The organism is Flavobacterium kayseriense, from assembly GCF_014305095.1.
Classification (GTDB): domain Bacteria; phylum Bacteroidota; class Bacteroidia; order Flavobacteriales; family Flavobacteriaceae; genus Flavobacterium; species Flavobacterium kayseriense.
On the sequence record NZ_JACRUI010000003.1, the window covers coordinates 302,115 to 328,886 of the forward strand.

At 33.4% G+C, this 26,772-nt stretch carries 27 protein-coding genes; 18 read left to right on the forward strand and 9 right to left on the reverse strand.

Translation table 11 applies throughout. The annotated features are described in order from the left end of the window. Positions 1–6: 6 nt before the first annotated feature. Positions 7–714 (reverse strand): hypothetical protein, encoded by a 708-nt coding sequence (locus H8R22_RS10620; protein ID WP_187010356.1) that lies wholly within the window; start codon positions 712–714, stop codon positions 7–9. Positions 715–817: 103 nt separating this feature from the next. Here H8R22_RS10620 and H8R22_RS10625 point away from each other — a divergent pair, with 103 nt between their 5' ends. The 7 genes from H8R22_RS10625 to H8R22_RS10655 all read left to right on the forward strand — a co-directional run bounded on the left by H8R22_RS10625 (position 818) and on the right by H8R22_RS10655 (position 6,274). After that, positions 818–1,936, forward strand: coding sequence for an NAD(P)/FAD-dependent oxidoreductase (locus H8R22_RS10625; RefSeq protein WP_187010357.1), 1,119 nt, complete (start codon positions 818–820; stop codon positions 1,934–1,936). Between the two features lie 9 nt (positions 1,937–1,945). Further along, positions 1,946–2,659 (forward strand): methyltransferase domain-containing protein, encoded by a 714-nt coding sequence (locus H8R22_RS10630; protein ID WP_187010358.1) that lies wholly within the window; start codon positions 1,946–1,948, stop codon positions 2,657–2,659. After that, positions 2,656–3,708, forward strand: a complete 1,053-nt coding sequence (locus H8R22_RS10635) for a type III polyketide synthase (RefSeq protein WP_187010359.1) — start codon at positions 2,656–2,658, stop codon at positions 3,706–3,708. The genes H8R22_RS10630 and H8R22_RS10635 overlap by 4 nt, the downstream gene beginning before the upstream one ends. Before the next feature lie 73 nt (positions 3,709–3,781). Continuing rightward, positions 3,782–4,216, forward strand: coding sequence for a 3-hydroxyacyl-ACP dehydratase FabZ family protein (locus tag H8R22_RS10640; protein ID WP_187010360.1), 435 nt, complete (start codon positions 3,782–3,784; stop codon positions 4,214–4,216). A 33-nt stretch (positions 4,217–4,249) separates the two neighbouring features. After that, a complete protein-coding gene (locus tag H8R22_RS10645) occupies positions 4,250–5,524 on the forward strand; it encodes a beta-ketoacyl-[acyl-carrier-protein] synthase family protein (RefSeq protein WP_187010361.1) in 1,275 nt (424 codons plus the stop codon). Between the two features lie 10 nt (positions 5,525–5,534). Then, entirely contained in the window at positions 5,535–5,789 is a 255-nt protein-coding gene (locus H8R22_RS10650; protein WP_187010362.1) for an acyl carrier protein, read from the forward strand. Beyond that, positions 5,786–6,274, forward strand: coding sequence for a 4'-phosphopantetheinyl transferase family protein (locus H8R22_RS10655; protein WP_187010363.1), 489 nt, complete (start codon positions 5,786–5,788; stop codon positions 6,272–6,274). The genes H8R22_RS10650 and H8R22_RS10655 overlap by 4 nt, the downstream gene beginning before the upstream one ends. Positions 6,275–6,283: 9 nt before the next feature. On the opposite strand, the gene H8R22_RS10660 is transcribed toward H8R22_RS10655, so the two are convergent. From H8R22_RS10660 to H8R22_RS10680, 5 genes are all read right to left on the reverse strand, one after another. After that, a complete protein-coding gene (locus H8R22_RS10660) occupies positions 6,284–6,880 on the reverse strand; it encodes a 3'-5' exonuclease (RefSeq protein ID WP_187010364.1) in 597 nt (198 codons plus the stop codon). Positions 6,881–6,882: 2 nt separating this feature from the next. Beyond that, entirely contained in the window at positions 6,883–8,796 is a 1,914-nt protein-coding gene (locus H8R22_RS10665; RefSeq protein WP_187010365.1) for a DUF294 nucleotidyltransferase-like domain-containing protein, read from the reverse strand. A 372-nt stretch (positions 8,797–9,168) separates the two neighbouring features. Next, the gene (locus H8R22_RS10670) at positions 9,169–9,843 is read right to left on the reverse strand and encodes an NAD(P)H-dependent oxidoreductase (protein WP_187010366.1); all 675 of its coding nucleotides are present in this window, start codon (positions 9,841–9,843) and stop codon (positions 9,169–9,171) included. Positions 9,844–9,965: 122 nt separating this feature from the next. Further along, complete coding sequence (locus tag H8R22_RS10675; RefSeq protein ID WP_187010367.1) at positions 9,966–11,333, reverse strand: NAD-dependent succinate-semialdehyde dehydrogenase; 1,368 nt, start codon at positions 11,331–11,333, stop codon at positions 9,966–9,968. 351 nt (positions 11,334–11,684) lie between these two features. Continuing rightward, positions 11,685–12,197: a VOC family protein gene (locus H8R22_RS10680; protein ID WP_187010368.1), complete on the reverse strand. Its 513-nt coding sequence runs from the start codon at positions 12,195–12,197 to the stop codon at positions 11,685–11,687. Between the two features lie 121 nt (positions 12,198–12,318). On the opposite strand from H8R22_RS10680, the gene H8R22_RS10685 reads away from it, so the two are divergent. Continuing rightward, a complete protein-coding gene (locus H8R22_RS10685) occupies positions 12,319–12,642 on the forward strand; it encodes a winged helix-turn-helix transcriptional regulator (protein WP_187010369.1) in 324 nt (107 codons plus the stop codon). A gap of 133 nt (positions 12,643–12,775) precedes the next feature. On the opposite strand, the gene H8R22_RS10690 is transcribed toward H8R22_RS10685, so the two are convergent. Both H8R22_RS10690 and H8R22_RS10695 read right to left on the reverse strand, forming a co-directional pair. After that, the gene (locus H8R22_RS10690; RefSeq protein WP_187010370.1) at positions 12,776–13,831 is read right to left on the reverse strand and encodes an NAD(P)-dependent alcohol dehydrogenase; all 1,056 of its coding nucleotides are present in this window, start codon (positions 13,829–13,831) and stop codon (positions 12,776–12,778) included. Positions 13,832–13,951: 120 nt separating this feature from the next. Further along, on the reverse strand, positions 13,952–15,046 hold the full coding sequence (locus H8R22_RS10695; protein ID WP_187010371.1) for an alkene reductase: 1,095 nt from the start codon (positions 15,044–15,046) through the stop codon (positions 13,952–13,954). A gap of 400 nt (positions 15,047–15,446) precedes the next feature. Here H8R22_RS10695 and H8R22_RS10700 point away from each other — a divergent pair, with 400 nt between their 5' ends. Beyond that, on the forward strand, positions 15,447–15,878 hold the full coding sequence (locus tag H8R22_RS10700; protein WP_187010372.1) for an FKBP-type peptidyl-prolyl cis-trans isomerase: 432 nt from the start codon (positions 15,447–15,449) through the stop codon (positions 15,876–15,878). Positions 15,879–16,023: 145 nt separating this feature from the next. On the opposite strand, the gene H8R22_RS15715 is transcribed toward H8R22_RS10700, so the two are convergent. Continuing rightward, positions 16,024–16,221, reverse strand: coding sequence for a YqaE/Pmp3 family membrane protein (locus H8R22_RS15715; protein WP_187010373.1), 198 nt, complete (start codon positions 16,219–16,221; stop codon positions 16,024–16,026). 506 nt (positions 16,222–16,727) lie between these two features. Between H8R22_RS15715 and H8R22_RS10710 the strand changes: the two genes are divergently transcribed. From H8R22_RS10710 to H8R22_RS10750, 9 genes are all read left to right on the forward strand, one after another. Next, positions 16,728–17,624 carry a hypothetical protein gene (locus tag H8R22_RS10710; RefSeq protein ID WP_187010374.1) on the forward strand — a complete coding sequence of 299 codons (897 nt, stop codon included), beginning with the start codon at positions 16,728–16,730 and terminating at the stop codon, positions 17,622–17,624. A 35-nt stretch (positions 17,625–17,659) separates the two neighbouring features. After that, positions 17,660–18,709 carry a substrate-binding domain-containing protein gene (locus H8R22_RS10715; RefSeq protein WP_187010375.1) on the forward strand — a complete coding sequence of 350 codons (1,050 nt, stop codon included), beginning with the start codon at positions 17,660–17,662 and terminating at the stop codon, positions 18,707–18,709. Between the two features lie 19 nt (positions 18,710–18,728). Then, complete coding sequence (locus tag H8R22_RS10720) at positions 18,729–20,246, forward strand: sugar ABC transporter ATP-binding protein (protein WP_187010376.1); 1,518 nt, start codon at positions 18,729–18,731, stop codon at positions 20,244–20,246. A 27-nt stretch (positions 20,247–20,273) separates the two neighbouring features. After that, the gene (locus H8R22_RS10725) at positions 20,274–21,248 is read left to right on the forward strand and encodes an ABC transporter permease (RefSeq protein WP_187010377.1); all 975 of its coding nucleotides are present in this window, start codon (positions 20,274–20,276) and stop codon (positions 21,246–21,248) included. Positions 21,249–21,251: 3 nt separating this feature from the next. After that, positions 21,252–22,736, forward strand: coding sequence for a mannitol dehydrogenase family protein (locus tag H8R22_RS10730; protein WP_187010378.1), 1,485 nt, complete (start codon positions 21,252–21,254; stop codon positions 22,734–22,736). A gap of 10 nt (positions 22,737–22,746) precedes the next feature. Next, positions 22,747–23,628: a carbohydrate kinase family protein gene (locus tag H8R22_RS10735; protein WP_187010379.1), complete on the forward strand. Its 882-nt coding sequence runs from the start codon at positions 22,747–22,749 to the stop codon at positions 23,626–23,628. Between the two features lie 114 nt (positions 23,629–23,742). Then, positions 23,743–24,495: an NUDIX hydrolase gene (locus H8R22_RS10740; RefSeq protein ID WP_222616919.1), complete on the forward strand. Its 753-nt coding sequence runs from the start codon at positions 23,743–23,745 to the stop codon at positions 24,493–24,495. A gap of 154 nt (positions 24,496–24,649) precedes the next feature. After that, the gene (locus H8R22_RS10745; protein ID WP_187010380.1) at positions 24,650–25,369 is read left to right on the forward strand and encodes a sulfite exporter TauE/SafE family protein; all 720 of its coding nucleotides are present in this window, start codon (positions 24,650–24,652) and stop codon (positions 25,367–25,369) included. A gap of 195 nt (positions 25,370–25,564) precedes the next feature. Beyond that, positions 25,565–26,758 (forward strand): multidrug effflux MFS transporter, encoded by a 1,194-nt coding sequence (locus H8R22_RS10750; RefSeq protein WP_187010381.1) that lies wholly within the window; start codon positions 25,565–25,567, stop codon positions 26,756–26,758. Positions 26,759–26,772: the final 14 nt, after the last annotated feature.

A 26,772-nucleotide genomic window follows, 5' to 3' on the forward strand; every position in this document is an offset into this window, starting at 1 on the left:
GGTAATCTATTTCAAGATTACCAACCTTTTTTTTGGCTTACTTACAAAAAGATAGATGATGTAAAAGGCAGTAAAATGTAAAATTCTGTCAAGTGTATTTAAGACAATATTATCAATAATATAGGTGCCAATAGCAGCAAAAATATCATTAAATATAAGAGCAAAAGCACCGAAAAAATAGTAATACGCCTTTTTATCCGCGAATTTTCCTAAATAAATAACGGCAGTCGCTCCAAGAAACACAGCGATTATTGCGTTTGAAACAATGATAACATTAAGAATAATATCATTTATTGAACTAGTTAAAATATAAAGCACAGCTAGTAAGAAAATACAATTCAAAACCAAAATAAATAATGAAAATCCTTTGGGCACGGTAAAGAGAGATCTACTCTTAATTGAACTGTATCCCATGCTAATTAAAGCTAAATAACAAAAAAAAGAGGCAATCAAGGAAGCCTTGTATAAGGGTACTGAGTCTTCCCAAAATAATAGTAAAATTTCATTGATGTAAAATAAAGTAGCGAATGCTAAATAATTTAAAGTCAAACTTTCTTTGTTAGTGGTACATATATAAAAAAGAAAAGTGGGAATAATAAAGGGCTTAATAAAAACGATATATCTAGGATCATAAAATAATCCAGCGCAATAATAAGTTATTAAAAGAGCAAGGAGCAATACCATCAAGAATGCTTTCTGATTAACTTTTTTCATATTTAAAATAATTAAGGTCATTTACCTTTACAAAGCTTAAATATCTCAAATTTTATGAAATATTGAAACAATATATTGATCTTAAACAGTAAATTTACGAGATATGACAAATGATGCTGTACTTATTGTTGGTGGTGGATTAGCAGGACTTGTTGCAGCTATTCACTTAAAGAACCATAATCAGGAAGTCATTATCATAGAGAAAAATGAATTTCCTAAACATAAAGTGTGTGGTGAATATATTTCTAATGAGGTAGTACCCTATCTAGAATCATTGGGATTAGATATTGAATCTTTGAAACCAACACATATAGAAAAGCTTTCGTTTTCGTTAGTATCAGGTAAATCGATCAATACACAGCTGCCTTTAGGTGGTTTTGGAATTAGTAGATATGAATTAGATCAGTATTTATATACTGAAGCAACAAAAAGAGGGTGCTCAATAGTCCAAGAGACTGTAGCAGACATTAACTTCGTTAAGGATTATTTTACGATTACTACAAATTTAAATACCTACAAAACAGCAATTGTGTTAGGTGCTTTTGGTAAAAGATCAAATTTAGATGTAAAACTAGGACGCAGTTTCATTCAGAAACAGTCTAATTGGCTTGGTGTAAAGGCGCATTATAAATTAAATTTTCCTGATGATCTTGTAGGTTTACATCATTTTAAGGGAGGATATTGTGGTGTTTCTAAAATTGAAAACAATTTAGTAAACATATGTTATCTAGCTAATTACGAAACTTTTAAACAATACAAATCTATCAGAGAATATGAAAATAAAGTCGCGAGTCAAAATCCTCATCTAAAACAAATCTTTGATGAAGCTATCCTGCAATTCGAAAAGCCTTTAACTATTAGTCAAGTATCATTTGAAGAAAAAAAATGTGTAGAAGATCATATTCTTATGATTGGAGACACTGCTGGTTTAATTCATCCTTTGTGTGGTAACGGAATGGCAATGGCAATTCACAGCGCTAAAATTGCGGCAGAATTAGTAATTAGTTATAGTAGCGGAGAAATTAAAACAAGAGAAGTCTTTGAAAAAAAATATAGCGAACAATGGAACTATAATTTTAAGAAACGATTACAAATTGGTCGTCTATTAGGGAGAATTTTACAAAAGGAAAAACTTGCAGCTATGCTAATGCGTATATTAATTGTATTTCCTTTTCTATTACCAATAATTATAAAAAAAACACATGGTAAAGCCATTTTATAGCAATCACTTATGTTTCTAGATACAAAACAAAGAACGGATGAACCCGAGATCATGGATGATTTTGCTTTAGAAGGTGAGGTTTTACGAGATGCTTTGGATAAAATCGCTAAAATTAACCAACTTTTAGGCGGAAACAAGTTAACTTTACTTGGAGTCAGGGAGTTGATAGATGAGAGTTCCAAAATAAGCGAAATAACTATTGTTGATATTGGTTGCGGGAACGGAGATATGCTACGTGCTATTGCCGATTATGGTTTACATTATAATATTAAATTTAATTTGATTGGAATTGATGCTAATAATTTTACGGTTGAGCACGCTAAAAGTTTATCGCTAAACTATAAAAACATTAGTTATCGTTGTGAGGATATCTTTGACCCGTCTTTTAAAGAATTAAAATACGATATTGCCCTTTGTACATTAACCTTGCATCACTTCAAGGATGCAGAAATCTTGAATATTGTGGATACTTTTTATAAAAATTCGAGACTTGGTGTCGTGATTAATGATTTGCATCGAAGTCCTCTAGCATATCGATTATTTCAAGGTTTATGTTTCGTTTTTCAACTGAATGATATGTCAAGAGAAGATGGATTAATTTCAATTTTAAGAGGTTTTAAAAAGAAAGAATTAATTGAATTTTCCAAAAAATTAAATTTTAAAAATTATACCATTCATTGGAAATGGGCCTTTCGTTACCAATGGATAATTTCAAAAATATGAGTGTAAAAATAAATACTGTTACAAAGCAACTGCCAAAATATTCGAGAACGACAGCTGAGATTGTCCCTTTTCTGGACTCTTGGCTTACAGGTCAGGACGAGCGTTTTATTCGAAAAGTAAAAAAAATATTTGAGGGCGCAGCTGTAGACAAGCGCTATTCGATAATGGATCCTTTGGAAGTTTTTACTAATACTTCTTTTGAAGAGCGCAATGATATTTACACTAGAGAAGTTATTGATTTAGGTGAAAAAGTACTCCAAAAAGCATTGGACAAATCGGGTTGGGATCCAAAAGATCTTGATTATATCATTACAGTGAGTTGTACAGGAATTATGATCCCGTCTTTAGACGCTTATTTAATTAATAAATTAAAGTTAAGGCAAGATATCGTACGATTGCCTGTAACCGAGATGGGCTGTGCTGCAGGTATTTCCGGTATAATCTATGCCAAGAATTTCTTGCAAGCTAATCCTGGAAAGCGAGCTGCTGTAATAGCAGTCGAAAGTCCTACAGCAACCTTTCAACTAAATGATTACTCGATGTCTAATATCGTTAGCGCGGCAATATTTGGTGATGGAGCGGCCTGTGCTTTATTGTCTTCTCATCCTGATGACAGTGGGCCAGAGATTCTAGCCGAAGAGATGTATCACTTTTATGACAATGAACACATGATGGGTTTTAAGCTTACAAATTCCGGCTTGCAGATGGTTTTAGATATCGAAGTACCGGATACAATTGCATCCCATTTCCCCATGATTATTCATCCGTTTTTAGAAAAAAACAATTTAAAAATTAACGATATTGATCACTTAATATTCCATCCAGGTGGAAAAAAGATTGTGCAAACAGTCGAGGCTCTATTTTCTGATTTAGGCAAAAACATAGATGATACTAAAGAAGTTTTAAGACTATATGGAAATATGTCGAGTGCCACCGTTTTATATGTTCTAGAACGTTTTATGGATAAGACTGATTTAAAAGGAACAAAAGGAGTAATGCTAAGTTTTGGACCCGGATTTTCTGCTCAAAGGGTTTTATTACAGTTTTAAGATCGTAGTTTAACTTAATTATTTTTTTATTTTAAAAGGTAAGGTCAAATGTTAATAAATAATTTTACAGTGCATGACTAGCAATGAAATCATCTCTAAATTACCGTATTCCAAGCCATTCTTATTTGTAGATGAAATAACTAAAGTAAATGAGAATGGAGTAGAGGGGAATTTCACTTTTGATCCTACGCTGGACTTTTACGAAGGACATTTCAAAAATAATCCTATAACCCCTGGTGTAATTTTAACAGAAGTAATGGCGCAAATAGGAGTAGTTAGTTTGGGTATTTATTTATTAAATAATACAACTAATACATCTATTACAATTGCCTTAACATCAAGTAGTATTGATTTCTTAAAACCAGTATTTCCCTCTGAAAAAGTTACTGTGATTTCTGAAAAAATCTATTTTAGATTTAATAAACTAAAATGTAAAGTAGAGATGAAAAATGAAGAGGGACAAATTGTTTGTAAGGGAGAGATTGCGGGAATGATGGTTTCAAAATAAAAATTACAAAGCAGTATAATATTTGATAAAAAAATGAAAAAACGAGTTGTGATCACAGGTTTGGGAATTGTCGCTCCTAATGGTGTAGGTTTAGACGCTTTTACTACTGCCATAAAAAACGGTATTTCGGGGATTACAAAAAATGCAGAATTGGAGCGTTTACAATTTTCCTGTCAAATATCAGGTACTCCAGCAATATCAACCGAATTAGCTTTACAATATTTTTCAGAATTAGAACTTAGAAATTTTAATTCTTCAGGTATTTTATACGGAGTTATAGCAGGAATAGATGCTTGGAAAGATGCCAATTTACCTATTGAGCAAAATGAAGATCCAGATTGGGATAGCGGAACTATTTTTGGTACGGGAACTTCTGGAATCGAAAAATTTCGAGAAAGCATATATAAAATTGACGATTTCCAAACTCGTAGACTTGGAAGTACTGCTGTTGCACAAACTATGAATAGTGGTATAAGTGCCTATTTAGGTGGAAAATTAGGTTTAGGGAATCAAGTAACGACCAATTCGTCGGCTTGTACAACTGGTGTCGAAAGTATTATGATGGCTTATGACAGAATCGTTTCCGGTCAAGCTAAACGAATTTTAGCTGGAAGCACTAGCGATAGCGGTCCTTATATTTGGGGTGGCTTTGACGCGATGCGTGTGTGCACTTTCAAGCATAATAACTCGCCTGAAACAGGCTCAAGGCCAATGAGTGCAAGTGCATCTGGTTTTGTTCCCGGTAGTGGTGCAGGCGCAATGGTGCTAGAGGATTTAGATACTGCATTAGCGAGAGGAGCACGTATTTATGGCGAAATTATTGGTGGTACTATTAATTCAGGCGGTCAGAGAGGACTAGGTACTATGACAGCTCCGAACCCAACGGCTGTTATACACTGTATTAAAAAAGCAGTAGAAAATGCAAATATAAACCCTAATGATATTGATGCCATTAACGGGCATTTAACAGCTACTTCAAAGGATAGTCTAGAAATAGAAAATTGGTCGAAAGCGTTGGGTCGTTCAGGGAATAATTTTCCTTACATCAATTCCTTAAAATCTATGGTCGGTCATTGTTTATCTGGTGCAGGAAGTGTGGAAAGCGTGGCTACAGTTTTGCAGCTGTATCATGGATTTGTTTTTCCCAATAGTAATTGTGAAGATTTACATCCTGAAATTACGGCTATTGTAGATGCTTCTAAAATACCCACAAAACTGTTAGAATTAGAACTAAATATTATAGCTAAAGCTAGTTTTGGCTTTGGTGATGTTAATGGATGTATTATATTAAAAAAATATAAAGCTTAAAAATAAAAAAATGAATAGAGAAGAAATTATAGCGCAGTTAAAAAGTATTGTTAAGCCTTACTCAAGTAATCAGGACGCCTTTGACAATTTTACAGAAGACACTGATTTCATAGCAGATTTAAATATTAACTCCGCAAATTTAGTAGATATTATATTAGATGTAGAGGATGCGTTTCAAATTCACATCGACAACGAATCGATGGAGAAAATGATGGATGTAAAGTCGACACTTTTAATTATTGAAACCAAATTAAGCGAAAAATGATTGGTAATGATGTAGTTGATTTAGCTTTAGCCCAAATAGAAAGTAATTGGCGCCGAACTGGCTTTATATCAAAAATATTTACCGACCAAGAGCAAAAACTAATTCGAACTCACCACAATCCAGAGCTTATCATTTGGAATTTATGGAGTAGAAAGGAAGCCGTTTATAAAATTTATAATCGAGAAACGGGAATAAGAGCTTTTATTCCCCAAGAATTAGAGTGTTTGTATAGTAATGAGTACGAGGGTAAAGTACTATGTAAAGGGAAATACTATTATACCAAAACGACTATAGAAAATGATTTTTTACATAGCATAGCAGTGACTGATGAATCTCATTTTGATCTAATTACTTGTGTTAATGAACAGCAAACGATTGTAAAAAAGGAAGGAATTCCCTTTATTCATTGCAACTATTCTCATGAATTACTTCCCGTTTCTATTTCGCATCATGGTCGATATTATAAAGCGATTACAGTAAAGTAAAAGGCAACATTATTTAAGACCCAATCTTGATTTAAGTTTTAAAAAGAGTAATGCTATGGTGTAAGCAGCTTCTGTAGCAGTGTTCCTCTCACTTCTTTCTACTTTGTATGCATCTCCTAGTTTATCTAGGGAAAATTCTTTGTCTGTTATATCATGATATTTTCGATGCATGATATCGATATCTAATGCCTCGTTTTTTAGACGTCCGCAATCTAATCTTTCTAAAGTAGCATTAATCATATCTACATCAAAATCAATATGATGACCTACCAATACTGCGTTTCCTAAGTAATCTATAAAAGCTTTTATGGCGTCGACTTCGGCAAGTTTAGGTAATGTACTCTCAATAATAAACTCATTAGATAAATGATTATCATGCAAAAACTTATATTGTAGCAACACCGCTTCAAAACTATCTTTGATGTAGATAGTATCATCTATTATTGCAAAGGCACCAATTGATAAGATGACGTCCTTACTTAAGTTCATACCTGAGGTTTCTGTCGATAGCACCACATACCGATTTGATTTTTTACCAAATTTTGTTAAGTAGACTTTCCAAAAATCAGGAGTTTCTTTATTTATTTGTTTTAACCAGTCTAACATAATTAAGAAAATTGAGTTAGTTGAAATTTACTTTTTATTAATTCTTCTAACTCACGCATCGGAGCTAGAGCATTCTTTAATTTATCTTTATCTAGTTTGGATAATTCTTCTAAGTTTATGTATTGTCCAGAATTTTCGTTTTTTAAACCTTCAAGAGTTCTAAATTTAGACAAAGTCAAAAAGGCTTCAGCACAATCTAAAAATATTTCAGCGTGCTTAGGATCAGAAATTGCGAGCTGCTTAAATCGAACATATGTATTGTTGATTCCTCTAATCTCATTACTTAGCGCGAACAAGCGAGCACCATCAACAAGTGGCATAATAGCTCTAGTTTTAATATCAAATTTATCTTCGTGAGGGCCTTCTTCTTCTACAATGAATTTTTTGAAAAAACTTAAAGGGGAATTTTTGCGCAAAGCGTCGTTTCCTAAAAAGTCATAAAATAGCGTGTTGTTTTTAGTGCTTTTAAAAATGACTTCTGTGATAGCATCTTCAATTTTTTGTTCTCCAAAAACAATTTCATAATCAAAGAATATACTACTAATATCATTGCTATTTTCACCTGGAGTATTTATCCAATTGTTGTATTGTTTTATCCAATCAGTCAAAGATTTACACCAAGAAATACTACTACCCATATGCCCGTTAGGACACGCCTCATAACCTATTTTTTCAAGTGTTGCTGTTGTTTTTTTTCCTAATCTTAAAAAGTAATCTTTTACCTCACGATATTTATCTGGAGCAACATCCTCAAAGACCAAAATACTATCTTGATCTGTCAACAATAATTGCTCTTTACGACCTTGGCTACCAATGCTTAGCCAAGCAAATCGAGCAGGAGGGGAGCCTAAATCTAAAATAGCTAGCTCTACTGCTCTCTTCAATATTGCAAAATTAATTTCGCTTGCAATATTGTTAATATGCGGTAAGGGTATGTTTTTTTGAATCGAAGATTGAATTAAATTAGTTAATCGAACACGAATTTGTTTCAGATCTTTAGATGCATGTGACTTTTTTATTTCCTTAATCAATACACCTGGATTACTAGCTTGTGCAGCAATTAAATCTTGTTGCGATATGATTCCTTTTACTGCAGTTTTATCAGTACCATCTTTAGTAACACATAAGTGACTAACATTATTTTTAAGCATCAATAGTTGTGCTTCTGCAAGAGAAACATTCTCTATAACACAAACTACTGGTTTTGACATGATTTTCGAAACAACATCTGTAATCAAGAAACGTCCTGTAGCTATTTTAGAACGCATGTCCGTATCAGTAACAATCCCAATGGGTAAGTCCTGATTAATTACAATAGCACTGTTTATGCGAGTTTCCGACATTAACTGAGCTACTTCTTTAACTAAATTGTTTTCGGTAATTTCTAATGGAGCAGTATTGTACGATAAGGTTTGAAAAAACTGTATTTCAGACTGTTGGTCTGTGTATCTAAAAGAGTCTGAACTTATAATACCTTGTGAATTACTCGTACTAGAGGATTGATTAGTAGAAGCAAAACTTTCAAGTAAATAATTCATAACCGCTGAATTATTCGTAACAAATGGTTTAAAAATAGCGATAGGAATAGCATAAACAATGCTTTCTTCGCGTGCTTTTGCAGTCATTTGATAATTATTCTTAGCAAAAAAAGCTCTTAATCCAAATATCGAGCCTTCATGGCATTTGTTTAAAATCGTTTCTTCGGCATCAGCAATCACAGAAAGATGAATAACGCCTGATGCAACTACATAAAAGCTGTCGTGCAAAATATCGTTTATTTGAAACAATGTTTTGTTCTTTTCTAAATTTACCACACGAATGTTGCCCGCTATTTCAGCTAACTCCTCAAAAGTTAAGTGATCAAAGGGTGTGAATTCTTTTAAAAAATCAGCAATTTGTGCAGCGATTGTATTCATAATTCGTAAACATATTTAGTGCTACAAAAATAGCAATTTTTAAAGTGTGATGGCATTAATCATTAACCTTTAGTATGCGTTTTATCAATAATCTAAATTTAAACTAGTATCGTTACAATTTTGATAGCAATTAGTCAAAAGTACGCCTAAGCAGTATAACCAATTCGGTGGATTAAAAGTTGACAATGCGATATTTTTAAATATTCTATTTTACATAATATAAATTATAGTTCATTTATATGTAACGTTAAAAAGGAGTAGAAATGATCACTATATATAACTTTTGTACTTTACATTACTGTTTGTAACAAAAAAAGCTGTTGGATTTAAAAATCACAACAGCCAAAATATAATATTGTATTGGGTTTTAAATTACAACCAAGTAACAATGTCCTCGATATTTCTTCTTGTTTTAGGATTTGCTGGATCTGCTTTTCTATAACCAAAAGCAATCATAAATGATAACCCATATTTATCAGTATCAACACCAAATTTCTCTTTTAATAAAATTTCCACTTTTTCTTGATGAAATCCTTCAATTGGACAACTGTCAATACCTGTCAAAGCTGCAGCCGTCATCATATTTCCTAAAGCAATGTAAGTTTGCTTAGAAGACCAATCGAATAACTTTTTATCTGTATCTAATTCAAAATCACTCTCTTGAAATTCTCTATAGAATTTAGAATACATTTCAATTACATCAGCTGGCATTTTTTTAACGTCCTTCATCATCATGCTAATGTACTCAGAATCATGCTTTACCATAGGCGCTTTCATCGATAAGCCTAAAACAAAATGACTTGCAGTATCTAATTTTAAAGGCGCTCCCCATGAAACAGGCTTCAATAATTCTCGTAATGCTGCATCTTGAACTACGATAAAATGCCAAGGTTCAAAACCAAATGAACTTGGCGACAAATGAGCTGTTTCTAAAATAAAATGCATATCAGCATCTGAAATCGTTTTTGTAGCATCAAATTCTTTTGTTGCATGTCTAAACTTAAATCCTTCAATAATATCTTCTTTTGCTATGTTTGGTGTACTCATAAATTTATGTTTAACTTTTTAAAAATACAAATTTACAATGCTATCGCGACAACCTCGTTGATCTATATCAAGTACAACCAAATTAGGCTAGTAAAACAATTAAAACAACACTTATTTAGCTGTTAATCAATCCAAATCGTTTTTGTATTCACAAATTCCCGAATTCCATACGCTGCTAATTCTCTACCGTAACCGCTATTTTTAACACCTCCGAATGGTAATCTCGGATCGGAAACTACTAATTTGTTTACAAAACTACTTCCTGCTTCTAACTGTAAAGCAATTTTTTCTCCACGCTCCTTATTTGCTGTTAGAACTCCGGAACCTAATCCAAATTGAGAATTATTAGCTAATGCAATTGCTTCATCGTCATCCTTGGCACGAATGACAGATGCTACGGGACCAAATAACTCATTATCAAAACCTTCCATTCCCGGCTTTAGATCAGCAAGTATAGTGGCTGGATAATAAGCACCTTTTTGATCAGGAATATATCCTCCAAGTATGAGCTTCCCTCCTTGCGCTATTGTTTTCAATACTTGTTCATGTAGTTCGTCTCGTAAATCGACTCTTGCCATAGGTCCATAATACGACGTTTCATCTGTAGGTTCACTCATTTTTGCAGCTTTCATTTTTTGGGTGTATAGCGATAAAAATTTATCATAAATAGCATCTAGAACAACAAATCGTTTGGCTGCAATACACGTTTGTCCGTTGTTTTGTAGTCTTCCCAGCGTGGCTAAATCAGTCACTTCTTCTAAGTTAGCATCCTCTAAAATAATGTATGCATCACTCCCGCCTAATTCCATTACTGTCTTCTTTAGATTCTGACCTGCTATTGAGGCAACCGAGCGACCTGCAGGATCACTTCCTGTTAAAGTTACAGCAACGATATTCTTATTTTCAATTACTTCTTTAACTTTTTTGGAGTCAATGTTCAGGTTGCTAAAGACACCTTCTGGAAAACCTGCTTTTAAAAAAGCTTTTTCTATTGCTAGAGCACAACCTTGTACATTTGTAGCGTGTTTTAAAATGCCGGTATTGCCCGCCATAAGTGCTGGCACAGCAAACCGAATTACTTGGTAAAAAGGAAAATTCCAGGGCATAACAGCTAGTACAACACCAATTGGCTGAAATGTAACATAACTTTTAGATGCTTCTGTAGGAACGATTTCATCAGCGAGTAAGCTAGAAGTAGTATCAGCATAATACCTACATATCCAGGCACATTTTTCTATTTCTTTCCGAGATTGACCTATTACTTTACCCATCTCGCGAGTGGCTAGCTGCGCATATTCTTCTTTGTTTTGATCAAGAACATCAGCAAGCTTGTGCATTAAAACAGCTCTTTCTTCATACGATTTTTGTTTCCAGAGTGAGTAAGCTTCTTTAGAAATCGTAATTTTATCTCGAACTTCAGTTGATGTTAGCCTTTCGTATTTTGTTATCTCTTCTCCTGTTGCTGGATTTATTGTAATCGCATATTCCATGTTCCTTATTTTTATTTAAAGTATAAAGTTAAAAAATCATTAGCCAAAACAACTAGATCCATTACTAATTAATTCCCAATTTTTCCTGTTTTATATCCCGTTCTAAGATGCGTTTTTTAAGGTGAAAATTGATTTTTAAATAAGGAGCACTACAATAGTTTGCAGTTGAGCATCCCTCCTGCTGTTCGCTGTATCTCTTACTTTGGCTATCGCCCAGCAAGAGGATGCCGCTGCCATCAGGGCTAAACTAGAAAAGCAGAATTACTAAGGTCGTTAAGAAAAGTATTTAGGTAAAATCAAAAAAGCGATTTAGAGTAGGTTCTAAATCGCTTTTTACATTTCATTTGTATTTTAAACAGCATACGCACCTGATGAGTATGTTAGTTCATAACTGTGCGTGTAAATTTCGAATACGATACCAAATGGATCTTGCACATAGCACATTTTATATGGTTTATCATTTGGGTAATATTCTCTAATCGGCATGCGTTGTTTGCCTCCGTAAGCCACTATTTTTTCGATCAATTCCTCAATATTGGGATCTTGGACACAAAAATGAAACAATCCAGTATTAAAAGGATTAAATTCTGGCGCCTCCTTTACACCATTTGGAAACGAAAATAATTCGATTCCCACTCCATCCGAAGTCGAAAGATGTGCAATTTCAAATTCTTCCCAATCATTTCCAAATACATCAATGCACATTTGTCCTATCGCTGTTTCACTTTCTTTTTTCACCGTTGATGGTTCCATAATAACATACCATCCCATTACTTCAGAGTAAAAACGAACAGCATCGTGAATTTTTGGAACAGTAATACCAATGTGTGAAAATGATTTTGGGTAATTGTTATTTGTTGTCATAATTATATTTTTTGTTTTGCAAAGATATGCTATATTTGCCTGTATAGCAATAACTTACCTAAAAGTACTATAGTTACCAATAGGAGTATTATGCACAATATGAGTTATTTAAAAACATAAAATGAATCAAGAAAATCTTTGCCCTTTACATTTCACAATGAATTTAATAGGAACCAAATGGAAACCATTAGTATTATTTCATTTATTAGGAGGTCCATTACGTTCCGGAATATTACAAAAACACATTTTAGCTATTTCTAATAAAATGTTTACGCAAACGGTACGCGAATTAGAGCAAGACGGACTAATATCTAGAAAAATTTATCCAGTGGTTCCTCCTAAAGTAGAGTATGAATTGACTGAAAAGGGTTTATCGTTAGAAACTATTTTAAGAAGCTTAGATGAGTGGGGATCCGCTGCTTGGAGTGAACAAAACAAATTGTAATTAGTATTTAATAGTTTTGTAGGCTAGTCTTTGGTGCAATTATCTACAATAATAAATATAATTAATGCTAAAAAAAAAAGCAGCATCTAAATATATTTTAGATGCTGCTTTACAATAAATAAATAACAGGATATTATTTAAGTGATTTCATATCAATTACAAAACGGTATTTTACATCATTACTTGTAACACGATCATACGCTTTGTTGATATCTTGCATATCAATCAATTCGATATCACTAGTAATATTATGTTTTCCACAGAAATCTAACATTTCTTGAGTTTCTTTAATACCACCAATCAAAGAACCTGCAATACGTTTGCGTCCCATGATAATGTTTCCACCATGAAATGGCTTTAAAGGCTCAACTGCTCCAACTAAGACCATTGTTGCATCAATTTTTAATAATCCTAAATACGGATCCATTTCATGACCTACAGGAATCGTATTTAAAATAAAATCGAAGCTGTTTTGGTGTTTTTTCATCTCCTCAGCATCCTTAGATACTAGAACTTCGTGAGCTCCTAAGCGTTTGGCATCTTTACCTTTTTCTGGAGATGTTGTAATCATTACAACGTGTGCGCCTAAGGCATTAGCAAACTTAACTCCCATATGACCTAAACCTCCTAAACCAACTACACCAACTTTATCTCCAGCTTTTACTTTCCAGTGACTTAAAGGAGACCATGTAGTAACTCCAGCACACAATAATGGCGCTGCTCCTGCTTCATCTAAATTTTCTGGAATTCGCAATACAAATTTTTCATCAACCACTACTGAAGTTGAGTACCCTCCATAGGTTTCTTTACCTTCAATGTGTTTGTCTGGGCTGTTGTAAGTAAAAGTAGCACCTTCCTCACAAAATTGTTCTAAATCTTGCTGACAAGAAGAACAAGTTTGACAAGAATCAACTAAACAACCTACACCTACTAAATCTCCAACTTTATAAGAGCTCACGCCATCTCCCACTTCTACTACGCGACCTACAATTTCATGTCCTGGAACTACTGGATACGTGGATCCATGCCATTCGTTCCTAGCAGTGTGTATATCACTATGACATACACCGCAGTAGGTAATATCAATTTTCACATCGTCATTTCCTACTGCTCTTCTTTCTATGTTTAACGGTTTTAAATCTTCTGTTGCAGCCGTTGTACCGTAAGCCTTTACTGTTGTTGTAGCCATTTTATTTATTTTAAAATTTATTTATATAGTATCAAAAAAACATCAATAGTTTGATTATCAATGCTTTTTGTATTAAATGTATAACAAAAAAGTTTTATATTTTACTTTTTCGAAAATTAATTATTTCGATGCCCGTTCGTAATCAGTATATCCTTTTGCACCCGGAACATAAAAAGTATCTTGATCCGAGGGAGCTAGTTCTAAATTGTTTTCAAAACGCTCTACCAAGTCGGGATTGGAAATATAAGGTTTTCCGTAAGCGACAAGATCAGCATAGCCGTCTTCGATTACTTTATTTCCTTTTTCTTGATCAAAATTAGAATTAATCATTAAGGTACCATTATATAATGGACGGAAGTGCTTAGCAATTTCTTGCACGGCAAACGGGATAGTAGAAACGTCTGTAAAAGGCTCTGATAAATGCACGTAAGCTAAATTGTAATCATTTAACTTTTTAATAATATATTCAAAGGTTGGAATTGTCTCTTCATCCATTTTCATTCCGAATATACCATCTAATGAAGGATTAAAACGAACTCCTATTTTCTCTTGAGGTATAACTTCTTTTACCGCATCTAAGACTTCAAAAAAGAAACGACATCTGTTTTCGATACTACCGCCATACTCATCTGTCCTCACATTCGAAGTTCCATTAAAAAATTGATGAAACAAATAACCGTTGGAAGAATGTATCTCTACACCATCAAAATCAGCTCTTACAGCATTTACTGCTCCATTTTTAAAATCAGCAACGGTATCTTGAATTTCTTCGATAGTCATTGCCTTTGGGGTAACTGTATCTTTAAAGCCTTCGGGAGTATACGATTTTTCATTTGGATTAATAGCAGAAGCCGATAAAGGAAGCGCACCATTGTGAAAATCAGGGTGTGACATTCCGCCTACATGCCATAACTGAATATAAATTTTCCCGTCTTTATCGTGTACTCTTTTGGTCACTTTTTTCCAACCTTCTACCTGTGCATCTGTATAAATACCGGGAGTATTGATATAACCTACAGCTGCAGCAGAAACCTGAGAACCTTCTGTAATGATTAATCCTGCTGATGCACGTTGCTCATAATATAAACCATGTAAATCATCAGTAGGTACATTCCCTTCGTTATCTGCTCTACTACGCGTCATTGGAGCCATTACGACTCTATTGTTTACTGTAATATTTTTGCTGTATGGTGTTAATAATTGTTGTTTCGACATATATGTAATAAATTATTTGTGATTAAAAACAAATTTACAATACTTAATATCTAATCTCATTGATCTAGATCAATTAGCGTTTAATTAACTACTATTTCAATTAAGAATACTCATGACAAAAAGAAATCATAACTTTTGTACAAACTTGCAAATGCTGCTGAAAATGTAGCATACTGACAATTTTTCATAATTACTTTCCCTTACGAGCGTTTTTGAAAATTATATCTTTAAAGTGCTGTAAGCCTTACAGAAGGCTTATTTATGCTAAAACAATCTTGATTTTTTAAATAAATATTGAATTAATACCAATTTTGGCGCAGTTTTGGTGCTTTTAATGTCAAATTAAGTTTAAACAGAAGCCTTTTCAACAATGAAATGGAGGTTTTAAAATTAAAAAAATATGACTCAAGTTAAAGAGAACAACACGGTTAAAGTACATTACACAGGAAAATTAGCAAACGGACAAGTATTTGATACTTCGGAAGGAAAAGAGCCATTGGCATTCACCTTGGGACAGGGTAGCTTAATTCCTGGTTTTGAAAAAGGCCTGATTGCTATGAAATTAAATGAGAAAAAAACAATCAATATTACTAAGGATGACGCCTATGGCGATCCTCGTGAGGATTTAATTATTGAAGTACCAAAAAGCGAATTACCTCAAGAAATGGCTCCAGAAGTGGGTATGGGATTGGTTTCTAGAACTCCAGAAGGGCAAGAAATGAATCTTTTAGTTGTTGAAGTAAGAGAAGAATCAGTAGTATTAGACGGGAATCATCCTCTTGCAGGTAAAGATCTAATTTTTGATCTTGAAGTTGTTGAGATTACTGAGTAATCTTAGATAAAGAATACATTTGCAAAGCCTGACAGTTTATAATCTGTCAGGCTTTTTTTATGATATTATTTTCGAAAATGAAAATGTTTGAATTGAAAATGCAACCTCAATTATAAAGCTTCATTTCATCGAAATCTCAATTTTTCTATTTTCTACTAATAGCTTTAATTAGTTTTTTATTGCGTCTATCGGCTCTTGAATCTTGTAAAGAGAGCACTGCCCAGATTGAAGCAGGAATCCAGCCAATGATTGTTATTTGCAATAGGAAACACAAAATCGCTGTCAATATTTTACCTCTTAGGAAAAAGGATAGCGTTGGGAAAATGATTGCGATTAATAACATGATTCTTTAAAGGTTTAATTAGTAACACTCTAAGATAATTATTTACTTAAATGTTACATAATTTTATTACCAAAATTTTGAGATTAAGTACAGAATTCCAATTACTTTACTATTTTGAAACAGCCATTAATCATGAATACAACGTTTTCGGAAGTGTAAATCTACACTATTTTACAACTAATCATAAAAATTAACTTACTAAAAAAACGATGTAGTAGTGATTTTTGTTTTTTTTTTCGAATAATTGTCTTTTTGTATTATTACTATATTAAACCATAAATTCAATCAATATTTTTAAGATAATTCAATAAAGCGTACATTTAACGCATTATAAATATGTAAAAATATATAGATTAATATGTTAATATATCATTTTTATTGATTAATTATTTAGATTATCATTTATTTTTAAAGCTATTTTCTTTTATATGTTACTAATTAATATATATTTGTTTTTATTAAACGTCAGTAATACGTTTTATAAGATAAGCTAACAAATAGTATGTATGAAATTATTAATCAACCACCCAAAAACGACTAAGGCAGCTAAAGTTAGTGTAAGCTATACTTTCAAATACCTTTTTTTCTTAGCCACTATAATACTATTATTTACTCCTAAAAATATATTTGGTCAAGAGAGTACTGCAATTGACGCTAAAAGCAGTGCCGTAGATAGTAGCGATTACAAACCTTTTAATATTCACATGCATTTAAAAAATATGCATACATGGCATGGTTTCGTGGTAACACCAAGTCCTATGGTCGCAACGTCATTAGAATACAATTCGAAAAATAAAAAATTTGTTTTTGGTTTATGGGGTGGCGTAGGTTTCTCTGTAGATCCAATAACAACTAACGATGGTGACCGAGTAAACGCAAATTATAAAGAGTTATCTATATATACGTCCTATCACATTACTGACAAATTTTTTATCGAAGCCGTTTCGCACAACAATTATACGGGTGTAGAAGAACGAGGGGATGTATTACATTACTGGAGTTATAAAAAAACACAAGGATATAATTTTGTAGATTTAAACTTTGGTTATCAGGTGACTAATAAAACTTCGTTGTATTTAGCAACGATTTTAGCTGGTAGATCTGGTGATTATGAGGTTCAAAATGATGGTTCGTTGAAAGACTCCTACACACATTACCTAGAAGTAAAGCATAAAGTTTGGGAAAAAGACAATAATAGTTTGACATTGTTCACTGGTGGTGCTTTCTCTTTCCTTACTGACAAAACTTTTTACACAGACCAAAAAGCAAATATCATCAATGTAGGCGCTGTTTATGCACGCACAGTAAAAGCTGGTGGTTTTTCTTTCCCAATTGAAATGACTGCAATGTGGAATCCTGAAAAGCAAAAAGCAGTATTACAAGTTGATATTGCGCTGTTTTAAAATACTTATTCGATCTAATTCTTAAAAATTAAAATATGAAAACATTTTTCAAAAAAGCAGTCAAACCCTTATTAATGTTAACAGTGGCTTTAAGTCTTGTTAGCTGTCTTGATAAGAGCGACAGGATAAAATCAGATGTTCAGTCTAGTGGCTCAAAAGCTACAAAGATTGAAAGCGCTAAAGATCTAAAAGGAATGAAGATTGGGTATTGTACTCCTTCACTTGACGCTCCTTATTACCAAGCTTTGTTAATGAGTATCAAAGAAAACACTGAAATTAACGGAATGGAATTCTTGTCAGCTGACGGACAAGGTGATATCAATAAACAAATTGCCGCAGTAGAGGATTTGATCACTAAAGGGGTTGATGCTTTATTACTTAACCCAAAGGATCCTATGGCACTTGTTGCAGTTACTAAGGTAGCAAAGGCAGCTGGTATACCTGTATTCATCATTGATAGTTCGATAGACCCTTCTGCAGAAGTTGTTACTACTATTCAATCTAATAATCTAGCTAATGGTGAATTAGCAGGTGCTTGGGTTGCTAAGAAATTTGGAACTAAAAAAATGAAAATTGCATTACTAAGTGGGAATGCAGGAAACCCTGTAGGGCTAACGCGTAAGCAAGGATTGTTGCAAGGAATTACTGAGGAGCAATTAAGAACACTAGGTTACATCAATTTAAATGTAGCTACTCAAATGTACACTGAGTGGACGTATGCTGGTGGATTGAAAGCTATGGAAGATGTATTAGTAGCACATCCAGATATTAATGTCGTAATAACAGAATCTGATGTTTGTGTTTTAGGTGCCATTAAAGCGATTGCACAAGCTGGTAAAACAGATGACATCTTGATTGTTGCTGGAGCAGATGGTCAAAAAGAAGCCATTAAATACATCATGGATACTGACTTCTACGGTTGTACAGCAATGAATAGCCCTGTGCAAATAGGTCGAAATTCTGTTGAATGTGCCATACAATATATTAACGGAAAGAGGGATTTTCCATTAAAATCATATACAGCTCCTTTATTAATTACTAAAGAAAACGCTGCACAATACTACAATCCAAAAGCATTGTTCTAAAAATAAAAAAAGTACTCAAATGGGAAATTCAGAAAGCGAATACCGTCTTGAAATGACTGGAATAACTAAAAGTTTTGGGGTTGTTTCTGTTCTTGAGGGTGTGAATCTAAAAGTCAAACATGGAGAAATTCATGCTTTGCTTGGTGAAAATGGTGCAGGTAAATCAACATTAGTTAAAATATTAAGTGGTGTACATCAAAAGGACAGCGGAACAGTTTTACTTAATGGCAAAGAAATAAATCCAAAAAATACCCATTACGGTCAACTACTCGGCATTAGTGTAGTCTACCAAGAACTTTCATTAGTAAATGATTTATCAGTAGCTGAGAATATTTACTTACATAAGTTAGGTGCAAGTAAATTCTGGATGAATTGGAAAAAAATTACCAAGGATGCGCAAGAGTTAATTAATTCTTTAGGTTTCGAAATTGATGCTTCGGCAATTGTTAGAGATTTAAGTATCGTCCAGAAGCAAGTGGTTGAAATTGCCAAAGCATTATCTGAAGATACTAAAGTTTTAATTCTTGATGAACCTACCACCGTATTTGATCCAAATGATGCCAAAAAACTTTTTGCCAATTTAGAGCGCTTGAAAAAAGGTGGAATGTCCATCATTTATATTTCGCATCACCTAGAGGAAATTTTTAAAATAGCAGACACGATCACTGTTTTAAAAGATGGAGTTGACACGGGTTGCGTGCCTAAAGAAGATATCGATAAAGACGGTGTCATTCGATTGATGATAGGTAGAGAATTAGAAGATTTATTTCCGGTGCGAGACGTTACTGTTAGTGAAAAACCTGTATTTGAAGTAAAAGGATTAAGCGGAGACGACGGTTTTGTAAAAGATGTCTCGTTTGCTGTTCGTGCAGGTGAAGTTTTAGGAATTGCGGGATTAGGAGGAAGCGGTCGTACAGAGATGGCTAAACTAATTTTTGGTGCCGACAAAAAGAAATCAGGAACCTTAACCTTAAACGGTAAAGTGATTACAACCAGAAATCCGGTTGAAGCTGTAAACCAACAAATTGGTTTTGTATCTGAAGATCGTAAAGAAGAAGGTGTTTTTCTGCCTTTATCTATTCGTAAAAATATAAGTATTACCAGTTTTAAAACTATTTCTAGCAAGCTAGGTTTTATAAATGACGAAAAGGAAAATACTAATGTTAATGATTTAATTGCTAAGCTTAATATCAAAACCCCAAGCTCTGAAATTGATGTCAAAAATTTGTCGGGAGGAAACCAACAAAAAGTCGCATTAGCAAAATGGTTGAGTATCGATAGTAAACTTATTATTATTGATGAACCAACTAGAGGCGTTGATGTAGGCGCCAAGGTCGAAATCTACAACCTAATCAATGAAGTAGCAAAAAAAGGAGTTGCTGTTGTTGTAATATCGTCTGACATGCCAGAAATCATGGGAATTGCAGACCGAATATTAGTCATGCACAAAGGAAGCATCTTTGGAGAATTACCTAAAGATAAATTCTCTGAAGAAAATATTTTGAGATACTCTATTGGCGAAGAATTAAAAAATTAAATTTTAAATAATATTAAATACAACGTAATGAATCTAACTATAAAACAACAGCTTAGCACTCCAGGAGGAATTCTAAAGTTTTTAATTAAGCACAATACAATTGTCATTTTTGTATTGCTGATGATTTTCTCAGCTTTGATTTCTGATGTGTTTTTTACGCAAACGAACTTATCTAATTTACTAAAACAAGTATCTGGAATAGGCATTATCAGTATTGGGATGCTTATTGTAATCCTAACTGGAGGAATTGACTTATCTGTTGGTTCGCTAGTCGCTCTACTAGCTGTGACATTTGCACTTTTAATAAATTTAGTCATTCTACCTGCTGCTATATTATTGACAATCGTTATGGGATTTGCTTTAGGTAGTGTATCGGGATATTTGGTTGCCTATCAAAAGATGGCCCCTTTTATTGCCACATTAGCACTAATGACTATAGCAAGAGGTTTGGGTTTTATTTATGCCAAAGGTTCCCCTGTAACATTTGAAACAGCTGGAGGTGCATTCATGTCTGATTTTGCAAACAATGCAACTCTAGGTATTCCTAATATAGCCATTATCTTTTTCATCATTGTCGCCATGGCATCTGTGATGTTGAAATACAATGTGTTTGGTCGTTTAGTTATTGCCATGGGAAGTAACGAAGAGGCTTCTCGCCTATCTGGTATTAAAGTAAACAAATACAAGTTCTTAGTATATGCAATTTCTGGATCATTGGCAGCAGTAGCAGCAATCATCACTGCTTCAAGAACTAATTTAGGTTCTCCTAATATGGGAGTATCATGGGAGCTAGATGCTATTGCAGCAGTAGTTATTGGAGGAGCAAGTCTAAATGGAGGGAAAGGAACTGCTATTAATACCTTAATGGGAGTGTTAATCTTAGGGTTAATAGGTAACATTTTAAATCTTTTAAATGTTCCATCTTACCCGCAACAAGTTGTAAAGGGAGGAATTATCATTTTAGCCGTATTATTTCAAAAATTCGAAGGAAAAAAACAATAAATCATGAAGCAGTATAAATTAAATAGCAGCAACTTATCAGCAATTTCTGAACGAGTAGCTGTACCAAACTACAATAGAAAAAATATCACAACAGGCATCGTACACGTAGGTGTTGGTGGATTTCATAGAGCACACGAAGCAATGTATATTGATCAATTACTTGAAGATGCAGCTAATGCTAACTGGGGTATTTGCGGAGTGGCTTTACTTAATTTTGACCAAAAAATTTACAACGTTCTAAAAGAGCAAGATGGTTTATATACATTAGTAATTAAGGAATTAGACGGCAGCTTAACTAAGGAAGTCATCGGTTCGATTACAGAATATTTATTTGCACCTGATAGTCCAAAAGCAGTTATTGAAAAAATGGCTGATAAAGCGACCAAGATTATTACGTTAACTATCACTGAAGGTGGATACAATTTGAACGAAGCGACTGGAGAATTCAATTATGAAAATCCAACAATAGTTCACGATAAAAATAATCCAGCTGAGCCTAAAACAATTTTTGGTTATTTAACACAAGCTTTAGCATTAAGAAAAGAAAATAATAACGGCCCGATCACTATCTTATCGTGTGATAACATTGAAGGAAACGGACATGTAACTAGGAAAATGTTGTTGTCCTATATCGCATTTGCACAACCAGCTTTATTACCTTGGATAGAATCAAATGTATCTTTCCCAAATAGTATGGTAGACCGTATTACTCCGGCTACAATTCCTTCGGATATAGCGCTATTATTAGAAACTTCTGGAATTGAGGATCAATGGCCTGCGGTATGTGAATCTTTTCAACAATGGGTAATCGAAGACGATTTTATTGCTGGACGTCCTAATTTAGAGGCTGTAGAAGTGCAATTTGTAAAAGATGTTGCTCCTTTCGAAAAAATGAAATTAGGATTGCTTAATGCAGGACATTCTGTGATAGGTATTCTAGGTAGTTTAATGGGATACAATACTATTGATGAGGCTATTCACAATCCTGAAATTGCTAAATTCCTTGCTATTTATTTAGATAATGAGGTGACACCTACGCTGAATGATCTTGAAGGCGTGGATCTAACGCAATACAAGAAAACATTAGTGGCTAGGTTTAGCAATGTATATATTAAAGATCAAATCGAACGCATTTGCTCTGAGACATCAGCAAAAATGCCAAAATTTATAATGCCTACGGTTCAAGGACAATTGGCTGCTAATAGATCCGTATCGCATGCTGCCTTTGTGATTGCTGCTTGGGCAATTTACAGTTTGGGTGTTAACGAAAAGAAAGAAAGTATCAATATCAAAGATGCTTTACAAGAAGTTCTTTTTGCACAAGCGACGTTAGCACAAACAAATCCAGTTGCCTTCATCCAGATCGAAGCTGTTTTTGGTACCTTAAGCACTTCGGCAGCATTTGTAGCTGGTTATACAAAAGCATACAATGATATTGTAGCCTATGGAGTTGAAAAATGTATAATCGAATTGAACAGCAATTCATAAATATAAAATTATGATAAAGGCCACTTGTTTTGGAGAAATACTATGGGATGTCTTCCCTACTCACAAAAAAATTGGAGGAGCACCACTTAATGTCGCCATTAGATTAGCTTCGATGGGGAATGAAGTGGCGATTATTAGCCGCGTAGGAAAGGGAAAAAAAGGTAAAAAATTAATTGACTTTCTTGAAGAAAATAAAGTAGCTGTTAGCGGTGTTCAAGTTGACAACTACTATAAAACGGGTAAAGTTAAGGTTATACTAGATGATAAAGGTTCGGCTTCTTATGATATTATGCAACCAAGAGCATGGGATAATATCCAACTTACAAATGAGGCAATCGCTCTGGTGAAAAATGCTGATATTTTCATTTACGGAAGTTTGGCTTCTCGTAATGAAACTTCAGAGAATACGTTGAACGAACTACTGAAAGTAGCGAAATATAAAATATTCGATGTTAATTTACGTCAGCCTTATTACACTGCTGCAGTACTTGAAAATTTAATGAGTCAAGCTGATTTTATCAAATTCAATGATGATGAGATTTATGAAGTTGCAACACTCTTAGGCTCTACCAATCTGTCGTTTGATCAAAATATTATTTTTATAGCTGAGAGGACAAATGCTAAATGTATTTGTGTAACTAGAGGTAGTCAAGGCGCTGTATTATACATAGATAACAATTTTTATTACAACTCAGGATATCATGTTGAGGTTGTTGATACTGTAGGCGCGGGAGATTCTTTTCTAGCAACTATAACAAGTAAATTAATGAATAATGACGACCCACAAGAAGCTATAGATCACGCCTGTGCTATAGGCGCATTAGTGGCTAGTCGTGAAGGTGCAAATCCGGTAGTAACTGATTTAGAAGTAAACGAACTAATGCAATCATAAGTAGCTCTTGTCAACTAAAAGATTTGCTTAACACCTACTCTATATCTAATGATTTTAATCAAAAAAGAGTAGATTTGTAATCTGCTTTTCTTTCAATCCTAATTCAGTTTTACTATGCCTATACAGCCACAAATAATCCCCAATCTTTCTGTTGATTGTGTCGTTTTTGGTTTTGACTTTGATACTAAGTCTTTGAACGTTTTATTGACTAAGAGATACTTAGAGTCTGATGTGGATCAAAAAGTTTTAATCGACGATTTTGTTCTAACAGGTTATCACGTTTTAGAAAATGAAGATATAGATCAAACAGCAACCCGAGTTTTAAAAGAGCTGACAGGATTAGATAATTTGTATAAGAAGCAGTTTAAAGTATTTGGCAATCCTAATCGTTTGATGAACGAGAAAGATCGTATTTGGGCTCAAAAAGAAAATTTTAACGAACGTACTATTACCATTGCTTACTACTTTTTATTACAAGCTAGTGAGGTAAGTTTAAATGATACGAAAAGAGAGGCACATTGGTTTCCAGTAAATAACTTACCCGTAATGGGTTTTGATCATTTAGACATTATCACTGATGCATATAATGATATTAAAATCAAAGTTTTAACTGAGCAAATAATGTTTGATTTAATGCCTATTAAGTTTACCTTAAACGAGCTACAGTCAGCCTATGAAATTATTTTAGACGTTACTTTAGACAATAGAAATTTTAGAAAAAAAGTACTAACAAAACCATACATAGTTCCTCTTCAAGATAAAAAGAAAGTAGGTACAGCTAAGAAGCCTTCTCAATTATATATGTTTAGTAAGGATGTTTATTTTAAATTAACTGAGAAAGATGCTATTATTAGCACGATTATATAGTTAGTGCTAGTATATCATAAATAGGATTTTAAGCTATCAAATGAACCTTGATAGTTGTTAATTATAATCTTACCTTCCGCTCTATTTTGATGTTTATTTAGCTTATTAGGCGAAAAGGTTTTTAATTTATTCAATCTATCTCTACTTTTGTATTATGAATACAATGCTAATCGTACTTATAATCGGAATATTCGCTGGATTTTTTATTCAATCTATTATAGGCTTTGCAGGGGGTTTAGTATCTCTACCTATATTACTTTTAGTAATGCCATTAAATGAAGCTGTTTCTTATATCACAATTTTTTATTCAATTTCAGCACCTATTTATATAGTAAAAGAATGGAGTAACATAGATAAAAAGTTACTCAAAACCCTTGCTTTTTATTCTTTTTTTGGACTTATAGCTGGTGTATACTTATTAAAATATGGTAAACCTTTACTACTTAAAAGAGGTTTAGGTCTCTTCATTATACTTTTTGTTCTTTATAGTTTGCGAAAAAACAAGAAAATTTCCAAATTGAGCATATTAAAACCAATATTCGGTTTTTTAGGTGGTTTATTTTCAGGTGTATTTTCTACGGGAGGACCTTTGTATGTTATGATTGTCCAGAAGGAAACCGCTGATGTAAAAACTTTCAGAGCTACAATGTTCGGAATTTTAGGATTAGTAACATTGATGAGAGTACCAGCCTTAGCTATTAGTGGTGTACTAACATCCAAGGAAATTTACAACTCAATTTTTGTATTACCTTTTTTCTTGTTAGCAATCTATCTAGGCAAGAGAGTTTATGCCAGAGTCGATGATATATTATTAAAAAAGGTAATATATGTTCTTCTTTTTGTTTCAGGAACACTCTTATTAATTAGTAACTAAAGTTGAATTGTTATACAATTATATTAAGAAACCTTGGCCATAGCCTAACCTGAACTCATTTAATAAAACTTTAATTTCTTCACAGCTGTCTACTTATTGAAATAAATCAGTTAATGATTTACAATAAATTATTACACACAAGCTATGGTAGGAAAGGTTTTGTCTACCTTTGCCAAAAATTTAATAATTCGTTTCATGTCTAAATCTAAGTACTTACAATTAATATTAATCTTAGGATCGTTGACCGCTTTAGGACCATTTTCGATAGATATGTATTTACCTGGATTTTCTGGAATTGCAAAAGATTTAAATACTACTGTCGCAAAAGTATCTATGACTTTGTCTAGTTATTTCATTGGGATATCTGCCGGACAGTTACTTTATGGACCACTTTTAGATCGCTTCGGACGTAAAAAACCACTTTTTATTGGTTTGCTTGTTTATATTTTAGCTTCATTAGGTTGTGTCTATGTTAACGATATTGATACTTTTATTGGTTTGCGATTTATACAAGCAGTAGGTAGTTGTGCTGCAACGGTGGCTTCAGTTTCTATGGTTCGTGATTTGTTCCCTGTTAGAGACACTCCAAAGGTCTTTTCACTATTAATGTTAGTTGTAGGGCTTTCCCCAATGCTAGCACCTACATTGGGAGGATATGTAACGGAGTATTATGGATGGCATACTGTGTTTTTCATTTTGATGTGCATGGGGATTGTAATTCTAATAGCTGCGCAACTTGGTTTGCCCGATAGTTTTACACCCGATCGAACGATCTCATTAAAACCTAAGCCTATCATTTCTAATTTTATTAGTATTTTAAAGGAACCACAATTTTATACTTATGCCCTTACAGGTGCTGTAGCTTTTTCCGGATTGTTTACTTATGTAGCTGCTTCCCCAATTGTATTTATGGATGTATTTGATGTAGATGCAAAGACCTATGGATGGATTTTTGCTTTTATGTCACTGAGCTTTATAGGTTCTAGTCAATTAAATTCTGTTTTACTCAAAAGGTTTTCTAGCGAACAAATGATTTATAGTGCTTTGATTATACAATCGATTATAAGTATCTTGTTTTTAGTTCTAGCGGTCTATGATCTTCTAGGGTTGTATGAAACCATATTTATGTTGTTTTTATTCTTAGGGTGCTTAGGAATTTCAAATCCCAATACAGCAGGTTTAACCCTTGCCCCTTTTTCTAAAAATGCGGGTAGTGCCTCTGCATTGATGGGTGCATTGCAACTTGGACTAGGAGCATTAGTATCATTTGCAGTCGGAGTTTTTGTAAAAGATTCGATCATTCCCATGGTTATCATTATGACCTCGACTACTATTCTAGCTTTTATAATATTGAATTTGGGTAGAAAAAAAATAAAAAGACTATTATAATTACCAAATTGGCT

Excerpts from the sequence above, each read along its gene's own strand:
- H8R22_RS10620 (WP_187010356.1), bottom strand. The coding sequence starts at position 714 with ATGAAAAAAGTTAATCAGAAAGCATTCTTGATGGTATTGCTCCTTGCT.
- H8R22_RS10625 (WP_187010357.1), top strand. The coding sequence starts at position 818 with ATGACAAATGATGCTGTACTTATTGTTGGTGGTGGATTAGCAGGACTT.
- H8R22_RS10630 (WP_187010358.1), top strand. The coding sequence starts at position 1,946 with ATGTTTCTAGATACAAAACAAAGAACGGATGAACCCGAGATCATGGAT.
- H8R22_RS10635 (WP_187010359.1), top strand. The coding sequence starts at position 2,656 with ATGAGTGTAAAAATAAATACTGTTACAAAGCAACTGCCAAAATATTCG.
- H8R22_RS10640 (WP_187010360.1), top strand. The coding sequence starts at position 3,782 with ATGACTAGCAATGAAATCATCTCTAAATTACCGTATTCCAAGCCATTC.
- H8R22_RS10645 (WP_187010361.1), top strand. The coding sequence starts at position 4,250 with ATGAAAAAACGAGTTGTGATCACAGGTTTGGGAATTGTCGCTCCTAAT.
- H8R22_RS10650 (WP_187010362.1), top strand. The coding sequence starts at position 5,535 with ATGAATAGAGAAGAAATTATAGCGCAGTTAAAAAGTATTGTTAAGCCT.
- H8R22_RS10655 (WP_187010363.1), top strand. The coding sequence starts at position 5,786 with ATGATTGGTAATGATGTAGTTGATTTAGCTTTAGCCCAAATAGAAAGT.
- H8R22_RS10660 (WP_187010364.1), bottom strand. The coding sequence starts at position 6,880 with ATGTTAGACTGGTTAAAACAAATAAATAAAGAAACTCCTGATTTTTGG.
- H8R22_RS10665 (WP_187010365.1), bottom strand. The coding sequence starts at position 8,796 with ATGAATACAATCGCTGCACAAATTGCTGATTTTTTAAAAGAATTCACA.
- H8R22_RS10670 (WP_187010366.1), bottom strand. The coding sequence starts at position 9,843 with ATGAGTACACCAAACATAGCAAAAGAAGATATTATTGAAGGATTTAAG.
- H8R22_RS10675 (WP_187010367.1), bottom strand. The coding sequence starts at position 11,333 with ATGGAATATGCGATTACAATAAATCCAGCAACAGGAGAAGAGATAACA.
- H8R22_RS10680 (WP_187010368.1), bottom strand. The coding sequence starts at position 12,197 with ATGACAACAAATAACAATTACCCAAAATCATTTTCACACATTGGTATT.
- H8R22_RS10685 (WP_187010369.1), top strand. The coding sequence starts at position 12,319 with ATGAATCAAGAAAATCTTTGCCCTTTACATTTCACAATGAATTTAATA.
- H8R22_RS10690 (WP_187010370.1), bottom strand. The coding sequence starts at position 13,831 with ATGGCTACAACAACAGTAAAGGCTTACGGTACAACGGCTGCAACAGAA.
- H8R22_RS10695 (WP_187010371.1), bottom strand. The coding sequence starts at position 15,046 with ATGTCGAAACAACAATTATTAACACCATACAGCAAAAATATTACAGTA.
- H8R22_RS10700 (WP_187010372.1), top strand. The coding sequence starts at position 15,447 with ATGACTCAAGTTAAAGAGAACAACACGGTTAAAGTACATTACACAGGA.
- H8R22_RS15715 (WP_187010373.1), bottom strand. The coding sequence starts at position 16,221 with ATGTTATTAATCGCAATCATTTTCCCAACGCTATCCTTTTTCCTAAGA.
- H8R22_RS10710 (WP_187010374.1), top strand. The coding sequence starts at position 16,728 with ATGAAATTATTAATCAACCACCCAAAAACGACTAAGGCAGCTAAAGTT.
- H8R22_RS10715 (WP_187010375.1), top strand. The coding sequence starts at position 17,660 with ATGAAAACATTTTTCAAAAAAGCAGTCAAACCCTTATTAATGTTAACA.
- H8R22_RS10720 (WP_187010376.1), top strand. The coding sequence starts at position 18,729 with ATGGGAAATTCAGAAAGCGAATACCGTCTTGAAATGACTGGAATAACT.
- H8R22_RS10725 (WP_187010377.1), top strand. The coding sequence starts at position 20,274 with ATGAATCTAACTATAAAACAACAGCTTAGCACTCCAGGAGGAATTCTA.
- H8R22_RS10730 (WP_187010378.1), top strand. The coding sequence starts at position 21,252 with ATGAAGCAGTATAAATTAAATAGCAGCAACTTATCAGCAATTTCTGAA.
- H8R22_RS10735 (WP_187010379.1), top strand. The coding sequence starts at position 22,747 with ATGATAAAGGCCACTTGTTTTGGAGAAATACTATGGGATGTCTTCCCT.
- H8R22_RS10740 (WP_222616919.1), top strand. The coding sequence starts at position 23,743 with ATGCCTATACAGCCACAAATAATCCCCAATCTTTCTGTTGATTGTGTC.
- H8R22_RS10745 (WP_187010380.1), top strand. The coding sequence starts at position 24,650 with ATGAATACAATGCTAATCGTACTTATAATCGGAATATTCGCTGGATTT.
- H8R22_RS10750 (WP_187010381.1), top strand. The coding sequence starts at position 25,565 with ATGTCTAAATCTAAGTACTTACAATTAATATTAATCTTAGGATCGTTG.